Below are 18892 nucleotides of genomic sequence, written 5' to 3'. Positions count from 1 at the left end.
GTTTAGTGCTCATTGCGTAAGCAAAGCGCCCTTGGGTTTGCTTTCTAGCGTTTTGTTAGCGGTAATGTCGTCTAACGAAAAACCGTATCTTAAAAGCACTTCGTCAGTCACATCTATAAGATGTGAACACGCCGCCATACTCCACATCTTCTTTTCAAGTTCTTTGGCTTTGTGCATCGCGTACATGGTGACGTAGTTAATCTCTGTTTGAAGCATCGATAAATCGGGTTTGCCGGTTGTAGTTAGCATCAAATGAATAGCAATAAACTGGCCGCGAGTCATTGCCTCTCGAATAAAAGCCTTGCGTTGTTTGTTATCTTCAAACTTACTTGAATACCGCGGTATGATAGCCATTCTCGGGTCTTTTTGTGCAGTATCAAAGGAAATGAAAAGCTCTTCTCTTAACGGCGTGTTTTCATGCTTAACAACTTTTATACCGCTCTGTAAAAAAGGCGATTCCTGCTTTCTATCGCGGAATAAAAACTCAAGGTTTACTTGACCTTGCTCAGCAAATTGGGTTGTTAGCGTAGTAACACGCTCATCCTGTTTCCCGATAATGCAAGCTTGAGGTACGTATCGCACACCTTCTTTACTCATCAAAAATGAAAGCGACGTTGCGTTCCTCGCGTTAATACAGCGAAGTGCCTGACCCATGCCCGGTATTTCTTCTTCTGTATCTTCTACTTTTAGGCTGCTTTTATTCTTTTTAATAAGCTCTTCGAAAAAGTAGCGAGCACCTTTACCTGCATCTCCTGATACGGCTTTCAAATGCAAAATGTTTTTATCTGCGTTGTGGTAAATCACTTCGTATTGCAAATGCATTACGTTAAAAGACGGTGCAATTTCTTGAAGCTTAGGAAATGCAACTTCTACACGCCCTTCAAGGTTACCTTTATATTCGCGCTTCAACTCAATACGCAGCCCCAGGCCGTGTACCGAAATATCCTCGCTAATTCCGTTAATTACAGTTTCATCATCATTTAAACGAAGCGTTACTTGAGTTCTAAGCTGATAGCGGCTTTCAATCCGCTTTTCGTCATACTTAAATCGTACAATTTCAATATTTGATGTGGCACGGTTTCGAGGGTGCCCAAAGAGACGTAAATGCGAAAGGTTATCTCTATTGAACGTAAATTCGTTATAAGTTTCTTGTCCAGTTACTGAGGTAACATCGGTAATATGAGCAAGGAATTGTAAGTTTTTAAGCTTAGACATTAACCGAGCAGACGGCGGCGTATTAAGCTTTTTAATCTTGTTACCCACCGAATCAGGAATGGACGTTGGAATATGTGCTTGTTCTGGCACCATGTCTGTTAGTGTTATTTTAAATACACGCCAACTCGCCTTCTTCGAGCCAAACCCAAGAAAAGCACGCATAAGCGCATCCTTTTGCGCCAGTTCTTCCATCGCAGCAGAGTAGAAGTACACTTTCTCGTTTTGAAAATGTGTGAAGCTAAAGACAAAAATTTCTCTCACTTCCTCTGACTTATTTAATAGTTGATTAAGTCGTTCCTGAGTTAAAAGAAAATTTAGCCTACAGTTGTCATCTTCGTCTTGCCAATACTCGAGTGTTTCTCGATTCACTTCGTTAGCCATTGCAAAACGGGGCACCAGTGTATTGCTTATAACATCAATGAAAACAGGTAAGGTAGGGCTGCGGGGTGAAAAGAATTGTTCGCTTGTTTTACTGGTGATGGCTTCGATGGTGTTACTCATGTTTACTTTATAACGGCGCTTATTACCGTGAATAAAGTTTTCTAGGAACTTGTCGAAAGCTGGGTTGGGATGGTTACTGTCTCGCTGTAGTGCAAGGTAATTGACGTCGTTCTTCGTACTTATTTTTACTAGCTTGTACGCAATACCGTTCTTTTTATCCAGCGCGTATTCGGTTTCAAGGCCTCTAAAAAAGATATGAAGCGTTTCCCCTTTTTTAAAAAACGTATCTTTTGACAGTTTAACCTGTAGCCCTTCAAGCGAAATGTCTACACTTAACCCGCGTATCGACTCATTTTGGTCATTAAATAACTCTACGGCTACCGCAAAGTTCATACGCTCTGCATTGCGCTGACGATAGTCTAGAAGGTTTACTGTTGGTACTTTGAATTGTTCTAATATCGCAGAACGTTTTTTTAATTCGGGATTACTTCTCTCTTGTCGTTCTTGAGCGAGTTCTTTTTCGCGCATTAGGCGGAAATTGTTTTCCGTATTTTGTACGGCCTCGTAAACACCATAGGTATAACGACCAAAAACGCGTATCTGCTCTTCAAACTTATCAACAGCAATGTCATCCATATAGTGCGTGCGGCCTTCATGCACATACTTTTTGCATTTACCATCTACATGGCCACGTAAGTCAATGGTCCTCATGCAAGGTTTTGCAAGTCGCTTTACTTCCATCTTTATAAGGAAGCGCTTCTCTTTCGGAACATCAGAAGCGATCTGAAGCAGCACTTGGTTGAACTCAGGTTCATTAACCATTGGCTTTAGCTGTTCTATAATGGCAGCATATTGCTTTAAATCTTGACTCATGAACGGGCAACTTTGTCGTTAAGTATCATTATTTTAGTTATTATCGGCATTTCAGCCAATCTCATTAATATGGAGGTTGCGCGTCCTGCGCGTGCGTGAAGCACAAAAGTTGAGAAGCAATCACGTGTTCTACATAAAAGCATAGTGCACAACGTATAAAACGTATACCTAACAAAACAGGTGTTGGTGGGTCGCAATCTCTTCTAAATGAAGAACATAGAATACTACTTTAGACTAATGGATCAAATAGCTTTATGGCAAAACGTAAAACTGCTTATGTCTGTTCAGACTGTGGCGCAGAATTTCCTCGTTGGCAAGGGCAATGTTCAGAATGCAAAGCTTGGAACACAATAAGCGAGTTTGTTGTAGCGAGTGCTAAAAGTGCTTCTCGTCCCAGTACTTCAGGTTATGCGGGTCAAACTGCGGCAAAAATAGAAACCTTAAACGCAATAGATTTGGCATCTCTCCCACGCTTTAGTGCAGGCTTTAAGGAACTGGACCGTGTGTTGGGTGGTGGTATTGTGCCTGGAGCCGCTATGTTAATTGGCGGTTCGCCAGGCGCAGGTAAAAGTACGTTGCTGTTACAGGTAATGTGCCAAATGGCACAAAATGAAACGGCACTGTACGTTACGGGTGAGGAATCATTACAACAGGTTGCCATGCGCGCTAAGCGGCTAAACTTACCAGACGATAAACTGCTAATGCTTGCAGAAACCAACGTCGAAACCATCTGCGACCTTGCCCTTACGAAAAAGCCCAAGATTATGGTTATTGACTCCATTCAGGTAATGCATGTATCTGACGTACAGTCGGCGCCGGGCAGTGTTTCTCAAGTGCGTGAAAGTGCTGCCTATCTAACGCGCTTTGCAAAACAAAATCACATTGCCATGTTTATAGTGGGCCATGTCACCAAAGACGGTAATTTAGCAGGCCCTAAGGTGCTAGAGCACTGTATTGATAGTTCTATGATGCTAGAGGGCGAAAGTGATGGGCGTTATCGCACCCTTCGCAGTCATAAAAACCGATTTGGAGCGGTTAATGAGCTTGGTGTTTTTGCGATGACCGAAAAAGGTCTGAAAGAGGTGAGTAACCCATCGGCCATCTTTTTAAGTCGTGGCGATAACGAAACGCCGGGCTCAAGCGTCATGGTAATTTGGGAAGGAACGCGCCCATTGCTTGTGGAAATTCAAGCGTTGGTTGATTATTCACAAATGTCTAACCCAAGACGTATTGCCGTGGGTCTTGATCAAAATCGTTTATCTATGTTGCTTGCAGTACTGCATCGTCACGGCAATGTTCAAATGAACGATCAAGATGTATTCGTGAATGTAGTAGGTGGAGTAAGGGTGTCTGAGACCAGCGCTGATTTAGCGTTACTGCTTGCCATGATATCGAGCTTTAGAAACCGTCCACTGCCACGAGACTTAATTGTATTTGGAGAGGTAGGGCTAGCCGGTGAAATACGACCTGTGCCGAATGGTACTGAGCGTATTATTGAGGCGGCAAAGCATGGCTTTAAACGCGCTATTGTGCCTAAAGCTAATGCGCCTAAACAAGCGATTAATGGAATGAAGGTGGTACCGGTATCGCGCCTGACCGAAGCGTTGGATGCTTTGGAGTAATAGCCTTATTATGGACGTGGTTTATTGAGGTGCTTGGTAAACTGCGTCTATCAGCGCGTTTAAGTCTTTCTCTTCAATACCGCTATCCATACTATTTAACGCAATAAGTCTGCGCAGAGCACTTAAACATTCAACACCCATGCGCTCTACTTTGCATCCTAGCGAAACATCGTCTTTTCTACTGTCTGAATGCCGGTATAGCTGTGATATATGAAGGGTTATTGATGGACTATCTTCATTGGCTTTGAAGGTTGCAGTGTAGGGTTCATGGCTATCGAAAGGGAGTTTTGCCAATTCTGTTTCAGAAGCAAGTAGCTTAATACCTTGTAGTGAAACATCACTTACCATTACCTCAATAGTGATGTCGTTGTGAGCAAGGTGTCCCTTCACATTCAGCATAACCCGATGAAACTGGCGCTTGTCCGTCATTCTTCAACCTTTTTTATTCTTTCCCTAAACTCAGTATTGGCTATTTATTTTTCCTTCGCAATAAAAAAGCCCTCGATAACGAGGGCTTTTTGTACGGTGCCGTAAAGCTTTTACATACAAAAGTAGGTCTTTGTTAAAAAGCTATTTCGACATACGTTTGTATTTAAGGCGATGTGGCTCAACCACGTCTTGACCAAACTCATTTTTCAGCCACGTTTCGTAATCTGAGTAGTTACCTTCGAAGAAGTTGATGCTACCTTCATCGCGATAATCCATGATATGCGTAGCCACGCGGTCTAGGAACCAACGGTCGTGCGAGATAACCATTGCACAGCCAGGGAACTCTAACAGGGCGTTTTCTAACGCACGCAGCGTTTCAACATCCAAGTCGTTAGTCGGTTCATCCAGTAGTAATACGTTTCCGCCCGCTTTTAATAGCTTTGCCAAGTGAACACGATTGCGCTCACCACCAGAAAGGTCCTTAATGAACTTTTGTTGGTCCGTGCCTTTAAAGTTAAAGCGGCTGCAGTAGGCGCGGCTATTTATTTCAAAGTTACCAATGCGAATAATATCTGAGTCGTCAGAAATTTCTTTCCACACTGTATTGTTCTCGTTCATATGATCGCGGAACTGTTCAACGGCGGCAATTTGAACGGTTTCACCCAAGTCAATGTTGCCCGAGTCGGGTTGCTCTGCACCAGTAAGCATTCTGAACAGGGTTGATTTACCCGCACCGTTTGGACCAACAATACCTACGATGGCACCTTTTGGAACCTTGAAAGAAAGGTCATCAATAAGTACGCGGTCGCCGTAAGATTTTTTAAGGTTGGATACCTCGATAACCTTGTCACCAAGACGCTCACCAGGTGGAATGAATAGCTCGTTAGTTTCGTTACGTTTTTGATAGTCACTCGTAGACAGTTCTTCAAAACGGGCCATACGGGCTTTACTTTTCGCGTGACGACCTTTCGGGTTAGAGCGCACCCATTCAAGCTCTTGCTTCATGCTCTTCATACGGGCTGTCTCTGCGCGCTCTTCTTGCTGAAGACGGTTTTCTTTTTGCTCTAGCCATGAAGAGTAGTTGCCTTCCCATGGAATACCTTCACCGCGGTCAAGTTCTAGTATCCAACCTGCAACATTATCAAGGAAGTATCTATCGTGGGTAATTGCCACTACCGTTCCTTCATAGTCGTGAAGGAAGCGTTCAAGCCATGCTACTGATTCAGCGTCTAGGTGGTTAGTCGGTTCATCAAGCAGCAGCATTTCAGGTTTTTCAAGTAGAAGACGGCAAAGTGCAACGCGGCGACGCTCACCACCAGAAAGTTTGCTGACGTCAGCGTCCCACGGCGGTAAACGAAGAGCATCAGCTGCGCGCTCAAGCGCATTTTCAAGGTTATGCCCGTCTTTCGCTTGGATAATGGCTTCTAATTCACCTTGTTCTTTTGCTAACGCGTCAAAGTCGGCATCGGGTGCTGCGTATTCTGCATACACTTCATCTAGACGCGTCAGTGCGTGTTTTACATCTGCAACGGCTTCTTCGATGTTGCCTCGAACGTCTTTTGATTCGTCTAGCTGAGGCTCCTGAGGAAGGTAACCTACCTTTAACCCAGGTTGAGGTCGCGCTTCACCTTCAATGTCGGTATCAACACCAGCCATTATACGGAGAAGTGTTGATTTACCTGCACCGTTTAAACCAAGCACACCAATTTTGGCACCAGGGAAAAAGCTGAGAGAGATATTTTTAAGAATATGACGATTCGGTGGCACAATTTTGCCCACGCGATGCATACTGTATACATATTGAGCCATGCTTGCTCCTCGCTACAATGCAGAAAAATTAATAAGTTCCAACTCGCAAAATACTATGTTCATTTGTGCCTTGAAGGCACAGTCAACGAGTTGATAAATGTGGTGCCGTATTCTACTCGTAACACTATAGTTTGTGCCAGAGCACAGCGCCATTTAGGTGTATTTATGCTGTTATTTTGTGCACTTGCAGAGAAATTTTTTATTTAAACATCGGTGTAAGCATGGAATTAAGGTAAACTTCAGATCATAAAATGGTGTGTGTTGTTTTACTAAGTGAAGAACTGAATGAAGACTTTGCAATGCCCTTTAAAGCACTTATTGCGTATCTGAAAGGGTAATTGTTAGAGCGCATTGGTAAATGTGCACGTTAGAAGCAGTGCCAGTCAAGCAGTGCAGGTAATAATAACGCAACACTAATTGGAACATTCTTACAGGTACAAAATTGCATGACGGCTATGAAAAAACGTACGTACAGTTTAGAAGAGCTCGCCAGCCATGTTGGCGGTGAGGTTCAGGGCGATGGCAGTGTCAACATTTCTGCTGTTGGTACCTTGTCGGGCTCTGCCGAACATCAAATTTCTTTTTTGACTAACCCTAAATATAAGCCTCAGTTAAAAGACACAAAAGCAGGGGCGGTTATACTGCATGAAAGTTTAAAGGACGACAGCCCGGTCCCTGCTTTGGTTGTGGCTAATCCGCATGCGGCATTTGCCCTTATAGCCCAACTTTTTGATACCACGCCGGTAGTCGCTACGGGCATTGCCGACACCGCTGTTATTGCACCATCCGCGCGCATCGGAAGTGACGTAGCGTTAGGTCATAACGTTATTATTGAAGACAACGTAGTGCTTGGCGATAGGGTAGTCATTGGCGCAAATACGGTAGTGCGCAAAGGTACACATATTGGTGAAGACACTACCGTTCATCCAAATGTCACTATTTATCATGATATTGTTATTGGCAAACGAGTAACTATTCATAGTCAAACAGTCATTGGCGCAGCGGGTTTTGGTTATGCTAACGACAAAGGTGTGTGGATCCCAATTCCTCAAACGGGGTCGGTGCGTATTGGCGATGACAGCCAAATTGGTGCCAGTAGCAGTATCGACAGAGGTGCAATGGAAGACACCATTTTAGGTAATAACGTGATTATTGATAACCAAGTGCAGATTGGGCACAACTGCATTATTGGCGACCATTCATGTATATGCGGGGCCACAGGTATTGCTGGAAGCTGCCACATAGGTAAACACGTTATCATCGGTGGCGGTGTAGGTATTAATGGTCACATTTCTATTTGTGACAATGTTCAAGTAACTGGCTATACCATGATTGTGCAAGATATTACCGAGCCAGGCGTTTACTCTTCAGGGCAACCGGCACAAACCAATCGAGAGTGGCGTAAAAATACGGTTCGCTTACAAAAAATTGGCAGCTTATTTGACCGTGTCAAAGCGCTAGAAAAACAGCGTTAAAATTAAGATGGCGTAGGGATATCGTTAAACCTACGCCATTTGTATTAATTTAGTGATAAAGCGGTATACAAGGGGCTGAAAATGACTAGAATATGGCCTCAAATTGAGCTATTCGAGTGAATACTAACCTGCATAGGCAATTGGTGACACCGCAGTTTCTTATCCAGATTGGTATTATCGCCACATAAAAACCGCAGTTAAGGAGCCCCCATGTTTTCTCGCGAAATGAACATTGCTGACTTTGACCCAGAATTAGCCGATGCAATGGCAAAAGAGGTTGAGCGTCAAGAACACCACATTGAGCTAATTGCCTCTGAAAACTACTGTAGCCCACGTGTGATGGAAGCACAGGGTTCGCAGCTTACCAATAAATACGCAGAAGGTTACCCTGGCAAACGTTACTATGGCGGTTGCGAGCATGTTGACGTTGTTGAACAACTTGCCATTGATCGTGCAAAAGAGTTATTTGGTGCAGAATACGCAAACGTTCAGCCTCACGCGGGTTCGCAAGCTAACTCAGCTGTGTTTATGGCGCTACTTGACGCTGGTGATACTGTACTAGGAATGAGCCTGTCTGAAGGTGGTCACTTAACACATGGTTCTCACGTTAACTTTTCTGGGAAGACATACAACGCTGTTCAGTATGGCTTAAACAACGAAACGGGGGAAATTGATTACGCGCAAGTTGAAGCTCTAGCAAAAGAGCATAAGCCTAAAATGATCATTGGCGGTTTCTCGGCGTATTCAGGTGTTGTTGATTGGGCTAAGTTCCGTGAAATTGCAGACAGCGTTGGTGCTTTCTTGTTAGTTGATATGGCGCACGTTGCAGGTTTAGTAGCGGCAGGTGTTTATCCAAACCCGCTTCCACACGCACACGTAGTAACGACTACAACGCATAAAACGCTTGCGGGCCCCCGTAGTGGCTTAATTCTATCTGCATGTGGCGATGAAACCATCTACAAAAAGCTGAACAGCTCGGTATTCCCTGGAAACCAAGGCGGTCCGCTATGTCATGTTATTGCAGCAAAAGCAGTAGCCTTCAAAGAAGCACTTCAGCCAGAGTTTAAAGCGTATCAACAACAAGTTGTTGCCAACGCGAAAGCCATGGTTGCAGTGATGATTGAGCGTGGCTATAAAATTGTATCTGGCGGTACAGACAACCACCTTTTCCTGCTTGACCTAATTGATAAAGATATCACAGGTAAAGACGCAGACGCGGCACTTGGTGCAGCCAACATTACTGTGAATAAGAACTCAGTACCAAACGATCCTCGTTCACCTTTCGTAACGAGTGGTCTGCGCATTGGTAGCCCAGCGATCACTCGCCGAGGCTTTAAAGAAGAACAAGCTAAACAAGTAGCTACATGGATTTGTGACATCCTTGATAATATGGGCGATGAGTCTGTTATTAAGCGTGTTCAAGACGAAGTAGTTACGCTTTGCTCACAATATCCTGTTTATAAGTAAATAGGTTTGTGTTTTATTGCGTACTTTGATAGTTATGCTGCTACATTGAGACACTGCTAAGTACGCAATAGTTAAGGATTTTCTATGTTTTGCCCCTTTTGCTCCGCGCAAGAAACTAAAGTTATTGATTCTCGCCTTGTGGCCGAGGGGCATCAAGTGCGCAGACGTCGCGAATGTAATGTCTGCCACGAACGCTTCACTACCTTTGAAGGTGCCGAACTTGTAATGCCGCGTGTTATTAAGCGCGACGGCTCACGCGAGCCGTTCAACGAAGATAAGCTTCGTGCGGGACTGCAGCGGGCATTGGAAAAGCGTCCTGTAAGTACTGAAAAAGTTGAACAGTGCATTTTATCTCTTAAGTCTGAGTTACGTGCCACTGGAGAACGAGAAATAGAAAGCGAGTTGCTTGGTAACTTGATCATGAAAGCGCTTAAAGAGCTGGATAAAGTCGCCTACGTTAGATTTGCATCTGTATACCGTTCCTTCGAAGATATCAGAGAGTTTGGTGAAGAAATCGCTCGCTTAGGCGACTAGCGCACGTTGCGCCTATCACAGGATTAAATGTGGATCACGCAAACCTAAAAGATGATTATTACTGGATGGCGAGAGCCATTAAAAATGCCAAAAAAGGGCGTTTCACTACCTCTCCCAACCCTCGCGTTGGCTGTGTCATTGTTGATGAAAATAATCAGTTCTTAAGTGAAGGTTTTCATAAACAGGCTGGCACGCCTCATGCCGAAATACATGCACTCGACGCTGCTGAAAAAGCGCGGAAACAAGGCGCAAAAGGCGCAACAGCATACGTTACCTTAGAGCCGTGTAGTCATTTCGGACGCACGCCGCCGTGTGCTCTAGCACTGGTAAAAGCACAAGTATCTCGCGTTGTTATCGGTATGACCGACCCAAACCCTGCGGTAAGCGGAAACGGTATTAGAATACTTCAGGAAGCTGGAATAGAAGTGGTTAGTGATATTCTTGCATCTGAAGCGGCAGCGCTAAATCCCGGCTTTATAAAACGTATGCTAACCGGAAAGCCCTATATCAGACTAAAACTGGGGATAAGTTTAGACGGTAAGATAGCCCTTGAAAATGGCGTTAGTCAGTGGATAACCGGAAAAGATGCAAGGCGCGACGTGCAGCGCTATCGCGCAATGAGTTGTGCGGTACTAACGGGCTCTGGTACAGTCAAAGCTGATAATCCCAGTTTATTAGTGCGTGCTAACGAAGCGGGATTTGCTGACTATCCTATTCAAAATTTGCGTCAACCTGTTCGCGTCATCATCGATAGTAAATTAAGCCTAAACGATGAATACCAATTGTTTAATGATGGGTTCGCTACCCTAGTAGCAACCACATCCACAGAATCCAAAAGCACACCTGGGCAGCACGCTGGTCAAATTATGATAGTGCCTGAGAAAAACGGAAAAGTTGATTTACATGCACTAATGGATGCACTGGGTGAAAAGCAATATAACGAAGTGCTTGTAGAGGCGGGGCCTGGGCTTGCAGGTGCACTGCTTAACGAGGGGCTGGTGGACGAGCTAATTTGCTATCAGGCACCCAAGTTATTGGGCGACAAAGGGCAGAGTATGGTGTCGCTGCCTACTTTCACGTCGCTCGAGCAATCTATTTCACTCACACTCATTGAAAATTGCCAAGTGGGTAACGATATTAAGTTTATCTTTAAACCCGATGGCAATCGGAACGTCGCAGCTAGCGATTAAGAGGAAGTTTATGTTTACGGGCATTATTCAGGCACTAGGCACAATTCAGAAACTAGACAATCGCGGGAACGATATTCGCCTTACTGTTGCATCTCCCACACTTGATATGGCCGATGTTGCCTTGGGCGATAGTATTGCAACAAACGGCGTTTGCCTAACTGTAACTGATATGGGCGACGACTATTATTGCGCTGATGTATCTGCAGAAACAATTAAGTTAACTGGCTTTGCACATTATTCAGCAGGCTCTACAGTTAACTTAGAAAAGGCCATGCGACCAACCGACCGTTTTGGCGGGCATATTGTGTCTGGACACGTTGACGGTGTTGGCAAAGTAACGCAAATCATAAAGCATTCCGACTACATCGAGTTTTGGGTGAAAGCCCCTGAAGACTTAGCGAAGTATATCGCACATAAGGGCAGTATTACCGTAGACGGTATTAGCCTGACGGTGAACGAAGTAAATGGTTCTGAATTTATGCTGTGGATAATACCTCACACGTTAAAAGAAACCAATATGGGGACTTACAAGGTAGGTACAGCCGTTAATTTAGAAGTCGATGTTATAGCACGTTATTTAGAACGTTTGATGCTGGGCGAAAAAGCCGCAGAGCCACAGTCAAAAGGCATCGATATGGCATTTTTAGCCGAGAATGGATTTTTAAAAAGATAACCCTACAAGAAGCAAAAGAATATGGCATTTAACACTACACAAGAAATAATTGAAGATATTCGTCAAGGTAAAATGGTTATCTTGATGGATGATGAAGACCGCGAAAATGAAGGCGATCTCATCATGGCGGCTGAGCATGTAACACCTGAAGCCATTAACTTTATGGTGACCCATGCACGAGGCCTAGTGTGTTTGCCTATGACACAAGAGCGCTGCCGAACTCTCAACCTTCCGTTGATGGTGGATAAGAACGAAGCACAATTTTCAACCAACTTTACAGTGTCAATTGAAGCGGCGAAGGGCGTTACAACCGGTATTTCGGCAGCAGATCGCGCAACTACTATTCTTGCCGCTGTCTCAAAAGATGCAAAAGCCACTGATATTGTTCAGCCCGGTCATATATTCCCGCTTATTGCAAAAGAAGGTGGTGTATTAAACCGTGCAGGTCACACTGAAGCTGGCGTTGACTTACCCAGACTTGCAGGTCTTGAACCGGCAGGCGTTATTGTTGAAATACTCAACGAAGACGGCACCATGGCTCGTCGCCCTGAGCTAGAAAAATTTGCTGAAAAACACGACTTAAAAATAGGCACCATTGCTGACCTTATCGAATACCGTAATTTAAATGAAACCACCATCGAAAAAGTAGCGCAGTGCAACATGCCTACAGAATACGGTGATTTCGAGCTACACACTTTTAAAGACAGTATTGATAACCAGCTTCACTTCGCACTTAAGAAAGGTGACATCAAAGAGGACGAACCAACGCTAGTACGTGTTCACTTGCACAATACTTTTAGTGATCTTCTTGGTTCGACACGTGGTATTCATCGCTCACTTACTTTAGCCGATGGCATGCGTAAAATTTCGGAAGAGGGTGGTGTACTCGTGCTTTTAGGCAAAGAAGAGCATATTGAACATCAAGTACGCCGCTTTGCTGCTGAAGACCGCGGAGAGCGTCCAACAGGCGCAGATTGGCAGGGCTCGTCTAGAACCATTGGAGTGGGCAGCCAGATATTAGCGTCTATGGGCGTACATAAAATGCGCCTACTGAGTAAGCCAATTAAATATCACGCACTTTCAGGCTATGGCCTTGAAGTAGTGGAGTACGTGCACGACTAGTACTTCAGAGCTTGGAGCGACGGAGTAAGAAGCGCGGAAGGGGCATGTCCATCGCAAACGTTGGATGAATTAGAGTGGGGCAGTAATCTCGGTTGTGAACCCTCCACCGCATGGATGCGGTGGCGGAGCGTACAGGGATGTATTTACCGCGTGTTCACAACCGAGGTTGCTGCCCCACAATCAGCTTAAGTCAAATGTACAAATAGAAGTTAAAGAAACAATCGATTTAGTTTAGGCGCAGTTGTGGTATACTTCGCGCCGTTTTTTCTCGAGGAATGAAACCATGCAGGTAATTGAAGGTAATATCAGAGCAACCGGTAAGAAGTTTGCTATCGTTGTATCACGCTTTAATAGCTTTGTTGTAGAGAGCTTGCTTGAAGGCGCGTTAGATACACTAGAGCGTCACGGTGAAGTAAACAGTGACGACATTACGGTAGTACGTGTTCCTGGTGCATATGAATTACCTGTAGTGGCACAAAAGATTGCCGAGAAAAAGTCATTTGACGCGATCATTGCATTAGGTGCGGTAATTCGTGGCGGCACACCTCACTTTGATTTTGTAGCGGGCGAATGTAACAAAGGCCTTGCACAAGTATCACTAGAGTACGGTGTACCAGTGTCATTTGGCGTAATCACAACAGATTCAATTGAACAAGCTATCGAACGTTCAGGAACCAAAGCGGGTAACAAAGGTGCAGAAGCTGCACTAGGCGCCCTTGAAATGGTTAACGTTTTTGATGCTGTTGAAAAGCTTTAAGGTAAACATTTAGTGAAAGTTTCAGCTCGTCGTAAAGCCCGTGAGTTAGCACTTCAAGGTGTATATTCATGGCAAATGAGTCATAACGACATTCAGCAAGTTGAACTGGCTTTAGCAACCAGTAACGACATGCAAAAGGTAGACATGGCATATTTCCAAGCTTTGTTGCGCGGTGTTGCACACAACGCAAGCAAGCTTGATGACACCATCAAACCTTACCTTGGCCGTTTGCCAGAAGAACTGGATGCTATTGAAAAAGCCATTCTTCGTATAGCGACACTGGAACTTACCGAGCGCATTGATGTGCCTTATCGTGTAATTATTAATGAAGCTATCGAGCTGGCTAAGGCATTTGGTGCCGAAGAAAGCCATAAGTTTATTAATGGTGCTCTTGATAAGGCCGTGCGCACATTGCGCAAAGATGAGCGCGACTAACCTTTTTACTAAGACGGCAAGGATTGCTGTTAAAGGGTTTCAATTACTACCGTGAAAGAATTCGATCTTATCGGCCGCTATTTTGCAAACAGTGGCCACAAACGCAAAGATGTTGTTATTGGTATTGGTGATGACTGCGCCGTAACAACAGTTCCAGAAAACCAACAGCTTGCTATAACTACCGACACCTTAGTAGCAGGTGTTCACTTTCTTGATGATGCACCAGCGAAGTCGGTGGCATATAAAACGGTTGCCGTAAATTTAAGTGACTTAGCTGCAATGGGCGCTGAGCCTGCATGGATTAGCCTTTCTTTGTCGTTGCCAGAAGTGAATGAAGCATGGCTAGACGATTTCGTTAGCGGGCTATATGAGCTTACGCAGTACTATTCTGTTCAGCTTATTGGTGGTGATACGGTTAAAGGGCCCATGGCAATGACGGTCACTGCACAGGGGTTTATTCCACCCGGCTCTGAGCTTACTCGAAGCGGCGCGAAACCAGGAGACTGGGTATATGTTACCGGCACGTTAGGTGATGCTGGCGCAGGCTTGGATATTCTTCAAAATAAGCTAGAGGTTACAGGCGAAGCAAAAGATGTGTTGATTAATCGTCATTATTTTCCTACGCCACGTGTTGCCGTTGGTACTGCTATTCGTCGAATTGCCACCTCGTGCATTGATATTTCAGACGGACTTATCTCTGATTTAGGTCACATCTTAAAAGCATCTAACTGTGGCGCTAACGTTCATGTAGACCGTTTGCCGGTTTCACGCGCTTTGACCAGCGCCGTGTCAGAGCAACAGGCTACTGATTATGCGTTGTCAGCGGGTGATGACTACGAGTTAATATTTACCGTTAGTGAAGAGCAACGAGGCAGTTTAGAAACCTCTCTTGCCAGTACAAATGTTAAAGCGACGTGTATAGGGCAGTTAACAGGTCAACCTGGCGCATTATCACTGTTAAAAAACAACGAAAAGTACACGTCAAAAACGGGCGATGGCTACGAACACGTTTTTTAGCGTAGCCCGCAATAACTCACCAAACAGCGTATAAGAAGAGACAATAATATGCAGGCTGAATACCGCGCCAGAGTAAGTATGAAAAACCCTGTTCACTTCCTGGCGCTGGGGTTTGGTAGTGGGTTGATACCTGTTATGCCCGGCACATTTGGCTCACTTGCGGCCATTCCGCTTTTACTGGCTTGCATGTATGTATCTTCGGTTTCATTCATTGCACTAACGCTTATTTTTAGCGTTATTGGCATTTACCTTTGTGGTAAGACAGCAGATGACATGCAGGTTCATGATCATGGATCTATTGTTTGGGATGAAATAGCAGGCATGTTTGTGACATTCCTGTTTGTGCCGCTATCTGCATCAACATTACTCATTGGCTTTTTATTATTCCGCGCGTTCGATATTTTAAAGCCTTGGCCTATTGGCGTTATCGATAAACGTTTACATGGCGGCACCGGTATTATGCTGGACGATATTCTGGCGGGTGCAATGGCCTGTGGCTGCCTCCATTTGCTTATGGTGCTATGGCCTAGTTCACTTAGCTTCTTGTAGTAAAAGCCTGTTTAACACGCGCTGAATCGCACACAACAAAAAGCCCGCTACGTTAATCATACGTCGCGGGCTTTTTAATATCTGGCTTTTACATTCTTAGGAGCAATGTGCCAGCGTCTATCGCATTTGTAATACAATACAAGGTATTGAAAACCTAATTACCTAGAAGCGCGTTAGCCGCACCTACAATGCCATCAGCATCTAGGCCATGCTCTTTATACATTTCCTGCTGTGTGCCTTGAAGTATAAAGCTATCTGGAAGTCCTAGCATTTTAACGGCTTTTAATACGCCATTTTGCTGCAGATGCTCAAGCACTGCACTGCCTGCTCCACCCATTATACAGCCATCTTCAAGTGTCATAAGCACATCATGCGATGCTGCTGCATTTATTACAGCTTCACCGTCCAGCGGCTTGATAAAACGCATGTCGATAACGGTTGCATCAAGCTTTTCGGCTGCTTCTAGCACATTTGGAAGCAAACAACCGAAGTTTAAGATAGCGATACGTTTTTCTGCAGAACTTGATGCTTCGCGACAGGTGCGAGATTTTCCTATTTCAAGCTGTGTCATTTCCTTGTCAGGTGTAACGCCCATACCGGCACCTCGAGGGTAGCGAACTGCAGCAGGCTTTTGTAACTTGTGCCCTGTGTACAACATTTGGCGGCATTCATTTTCATCAGAAGGCGCCATAACCACCATGTTCGGAATACAGCGCAAGAAAGCAATATCAAACGCCCCTTGGTGTGTAGGGCCGTCGGCGCCAACAATACCGGCACGGTCGATGGCAAACAATACAGGTAAGTCTTGTATCGCTACATCATGAATTAGCTGGTCGTAAGCACGTTGTAAAAACGAAGAGTATATGGCTACTACCGCGTTCATACCGTCTTTCGCAAGACCAGCGCCAAAAGTTACTGCGTGCTGTTCAGCAATGGCCACATCGAAATATTGTTCAGGAAATTTCTGTGAGAACTCAACCATACCCGAACCTTCACGCATAGCAGGAGTAACTGCCATAAGCTTGGGATCTGCCGCGGCCATGTCGCATAGCCAATTGCCGAAAATGGCAGAATAGGTTGGCGCAGAAGGCTTTGACTTCGGAAGTGCGTTGTCTGCAGGATTAAATTTTGGAACGGCATGAAACTTAATAGGATCTTCTTCCGCTACCGCGTAGCCTTTACCCTTTTTAGTTACTACATGTAACAGCTGTGGACCCTCGAATTTGCGCATATTGCGCAATGTATCCACAACCGCATTTACATCGTGTCCATCAATAGGACCAATGTAATTAAAACCAAGCTCTTCAAAAATAGTGCCTGGTACTACCATGCCTTTAATGTGCTCTTCCGCGCGGCTAGCAAATTCTTTAATTGGTGGAACGTTGCTTAATAGCTTTTTACCGCCGTCACGAATAGAATTAAAGAAGTTACCTGTAAGCAGTCGTGCTAAGTGACTGTTAAGCGCACCTACATTTTCAGAAATAGACATTTCGTTGTCGTTCAGTACTACAACCATGTCTTTCTTGATATCACCAGCGTGGTTTAGTGCTTCAAACGCCATGCCTGCCGTCATTGCACCGTCACCTATAACAGCTACTACTTTTCTGTCTTTGCCTTCTTTTTCGGCCGCTACTGCCATGCCTAGCGCAGCACTTATAGAAGTAGAAGAGTGACCTACAGCAAAAGTATCGTAATCGCTTTCAGGCGGCCATGGGAATGGGTGCAATCCGTTTTTCTGACGAATGGTACTCATGCGCTCTGCGCGGCCAGTCAAAATCTTATGTGGGTAAGCTTGATGGCCCACGTCCCACAATAAACGGTCGAATGGCGTGTTGTACACATAATGAAGTGCAACGGTAAGTTCAACAGTGCCTAAGCCAGACGCAAAGTGCCCGCTGGTCGAGCTTACGCAGTTAAGTAAGTACTCACGCAACTCGTCGGCGAGCAGGCGTAACTTTTCCTGTGGCAGCTGCCTCAGTTTGTCAGGTGTTTGCGCAAGCGCAAGCGTAGGATAATGTTGGAGGTCTAAACTCATTAATTTGTTATCTTTTTCAACATGGCGCGTGGCTAGTGGTCTCGTTTTACCAGTAGCTCGCTAAACGCAATTAAACTTTCTGTATTGTAGGGTAAACGTGACAAGGCTTGAAGTGCATTATTATGAAGCTTGTCTAATTCTTTCTTTGCACCTTCAAGTCCAAGCTTGGCAGGAAACGTATTTTTACCCAATGCTTCATCTGACCCTGCGGGTTTTCCTAGTTGCTCACTGCTGCCTTCCACATCTAGAATGTCATCTTGAACCTGAAAAGCCAGCCCAATATCGGTAGCGAATGCCATTAAATCTGTGCGTGTTGCATCAGTTAGCGACTCGCATACCGTTGCAACCATTTCCACACACGCTTTCAAAAGGGCACCTGTTTTTAATTTGTGCAGAGTTTTTAACTCTTCAAGCGATATGGTTTTACCTGTACTGGCAAGGTCGATGGCTTGACCACCACACATACCTGCATAACCCGCACTTTTCGCAAGTATGGAAAGAAGCCTCACGCGTTGTGATTGTGCGTAATCACTTAAAGGTGCGTCGGCAAGTACGCTAAAAGCCAAAGATTGTAGCGCATCACCAGCCAAAATAGCGGTAGCTTCATCAAATGCAATATGACACGTTGGTTTACCGCGACGTAAATCATCATCATCCATTGCGGGCAAATCATCATGTACCAGCGAGTAAGCATGGATACATTCAATAGCCATACTAATAGCCATTTGGTCTTTTTTGGGAATATCTAGTGTGTTACCGACTACCTGTACTAGAAGGGGGCGCATGCGCTTGCCGCCTGCTAACAGCGCGTGACGCATGGCATCTTTTAGTCGCGGTGCATAGTGAGGTAAATCGTCGATTAACGTAAGCAAAGATGCATCAGTTTGTGCTTTCACTTGCTGATGCAAATCAGAAAAATTCATAAGGTACCTGTTGGAAGTGAGTTACCGATTTAGGGTTGTTCACTTTCTGGAAGCGTTTGAAGTGTTTCTTCACCTTGGTTGCTAAGCAATATTTTCACTTTCTGCTCGGCACTTTCAAGGGACTGTTGGCCTTGACGGGAAAGCGCGATGCCGCGTTCAAACTTCTCTAGCGCTTTGTTTAAGGGCAAGTCACCGTTCTCCATTTCATTAACGATGGTCTCAAGCTCTGACAACGTTTCTTCAAAAGACGGACTTTCAGTTTCCTTCGTCATAAAAATTACTCAATATCTTCGCCAAAATACATGTATGGCGCACATTAACCGAGG

At 44.8% G+C, this 18892-nt stretch carries 17 protein-coding genes; 11 read left to right on the top strand and 6 right to left on the bottom strand.

The features are described from left to right. Positions 1-9: 9 nt before the first annotated feature. The gene (locus V7R35_RS03395) at positions 10-2529 is read right to left on the bottom strand and encodes a PilZ domain-containing protein (RefSeq protein ID WP_334013306.1); all 2520 of its coding nucleotides are present in this window, start codon (positions 2527-2529) and stop codon (positions 10-12) included. A 254-nt stretch (positions 2530-2783) separates the two neighbouring features. On the opposite strand from V7R35_RS03395, the gene radA reads away from it, so the two are divergent. Next, entirely contained in the window at positions 2784-4151 is a 1368-nt protein-coding gene (gene radA / locus V7R35_RS03390) for a DNA repair protein RadA (protein ID WP_334013305.1), read from the top strand. Between the two features lie 21 nt (positions 4152-4172). Here the strand turns inward: radA and V7R35_RS03385 are convergent, their stop codons facing one another. Further along, the gene (locus V7R35_RS03385) at positions 4173-4580 is read right to left on the bottom strand and encodes a PilZ domain-containing protein (RefSeq protein ID WP_334013304.1); all 408 of its coding nucleotides are present in this window, start codon (positions 4578-4580) and stop codon (positions 4173-4175) included. 141 nt (positions 4581-4721) lie between these two features. Next, complete coding sequence (gene ettA, locus V7R35_RS03380) at positions 4722-6389, bottom strand: energy-dependent translational throttle protein EttA (protein WP_334013303.1); 1668 nt, start codon at positions 6387-6389, stop codon at positions 4722-4724. A 446-nt stretch (positions 6390-6835) separates the two neighbouring features. Here ettA and lpxD point away from each other — a divergent pair, with 446 nt between their 5' ends. From lpxD to V7R35_RS03330, 10 genes are all read left to right on the top strand, one after another. Further along, positions 6836-7864, top strand: coding sequence for a UDP-3-O-(3-hydroxymyristoyl)glucosamine N-acyltransferase (gene lpxD / locus V7R35_RS03375; RefSeq protein ID WP_334013302.1), 1029 nt, complete (start codon positions 6836-6838; stop codon positions 7862-7864). 210 nt (positions 7865-8074) lie between these two features. Then, entirely contained in the window at positions 8075-9331 is a 1257-nt protein-coding gene (glyA, locus tag V7R35_RS03370) for a serine hydroxymethyltransferase (protein ID WP_334013301.1), read from the top strand. An 84-nt stretch (positions 9332-9415) separates the two neighbouring features. Next, positions 9416-9865: a transcriptional regulator NrdR gene (gene nrdR, locus V7R35_RS03365; protein ID WP_334013300.1), complete on the top strand. Its 450-nt coding sequence runs from the start codon at positions 9416-9418 to the stop codon at positions 9863-9865. A gap of 29 nt (positions 9866-9894) precedes the next feature. After that, complete coding sequence (gene ribD / locus V7R35_RS03360; RefSeq protein WP_334013299.1) at positions 9895-11055, top strand: bifunctional diaminohydroxyphosphoribosylaminopyrimidine deaminase/5-amino-6-(5-phosphoribosylamino)uracil reductase RibD; 1161 nt, start codon at positions 9895-9897, stop codon at positions 11053-11055. A 10-nt stretch (positions 11056-11065) separates the two neighbouring features. Then, positions 11066-11728, top strand: coding sequence for a riboflavin synthase (locus tag V7R35_RS03355; RefSeq protein ID WP_334013298.1), 663 nt, complete (start codon positions 11066-11068; stop codon positions 11726-11728). Positions 11729-11749: 21 nt separating this feature from the next. Further along, complete coding sequence (ribBA, locus tag V7R35_RS03350; RefSeq protein ID WP_334013297.1) at positions 11750-12850, top strand: bifunctional 3,4-dihydroxy-2-butanone-4-phosphate synthase/GTP cyclohydrolase II; 1101 nt, start codon at positions 11750-11752, stop codon at positions 12848-12850. A 283-nt stretch (positions 12851-13133) separates the two neighbouring features. After that, positions 13134-13607: a 6,7-dimethyl-8-ribityllumazine synthase gene (gene ribH, locus V7R35_RS03345; RefSeq protein WP_334013296.1), complete on the top strand. Its 474-nt coding sequence runs from the start codon at positions 13134-13136 to the stop codon at positions 13605-13607. 12 nt (positions 13608-13619) lie between these two features. After that, positions 13620-14042 (top strand): transcription antitermination factor NusB, encoded by a 423-nt coding sequence (gene nusB, locus V7R35_RS03340; protein ID WP_334013295.1) that lies wholly within the window; start codon positions 13620-13622, stop codon positions 14040-14042. A 51-nt stretch (positions 14043-14093) separates the two neighbouring features. Next, positions 14094-15059: a thiamine-phosphate kinase gene (gene thiL / locus V7R35_RS03335; RefSeq protein ID WP_334013294.1), complete on the top strand. Its 966-nt coding sequence runs from the start codon at positions 14094-14096 to the stop codon at positions 15057-15059. A gap of 48 nt (positions 15060-15107) precedes the next feature. After that, the gene (locus V7R35_RS03330; protein ID WP_334013293.1) at positions 15108-15608 is read left to right on the top strand and encodes a phosphatidylglycerophosphatase A family protein; all 501 of its coding nucleotides are present in this window, start codon (positions 15108-15110) and stop codon (positions 15606-15608) included. A 154-nt stretch (positions 15609-15762) separates the two neighbouring features. Here V7R35_RS03330 and dxs read toward each other — a convergent pair whose 3' ends face one another. The 3 genes from dxs to xseB are packed head-to-tail and all read right to left on the bottom strand — an operon-like array spanning position 15763 to position 18838. Beyond that, entirely contained in the window at positions 15763-17643 is a 1881-nt protein-coding gene (dxs, locus tag V7R35_RS03325) for a 1-deoxy-D-xylulose-5-phosphate synthase (protein ID WP_334013292.1), read from the bottom strand. A 32-nt stretch (positions 17644-17675) separates the two neighbouring features. Continuing rightward, on the bottom strand, positions 17676-18566 hold the full coding sequence (locus V7R35_RS03320; RefSeq protein WP_334013291.1) for a farnesyl diphosphate synthase: 891 nt from the start codon (positions 18564-18566) through the stop codon (positions 17676-17678). A gap of 29 nt (positions 18567-18595) precedes the next feature. After that, positions 18596-18838, bottom strand: coding sequence for an exodeoxyribonuclease VII small subunit (xseB, locus tag V7R35_RS03315; protein WP_334013290.1), 243 nt, complete (start codon positions 18836-18838; stop codon positions 18596-18598). Between the last annotated feature and the right edge of the window lie 54 nt (positions 18839-18892).

The organism is Alteromonas sp. S167 (assembly GCF_036864375.1).
In the GTDB taxonomy this organism is placed as follows: Bacteria; Pseudomonadota; Gammaproteobacteria; order Enterobacterales; family Alteromonadaceae; genus Alteromonas.
Note: the sequence above shows the minus strand (reverse complement) of the source record. Positions and strands in the feature narration are given on the sequence as shown.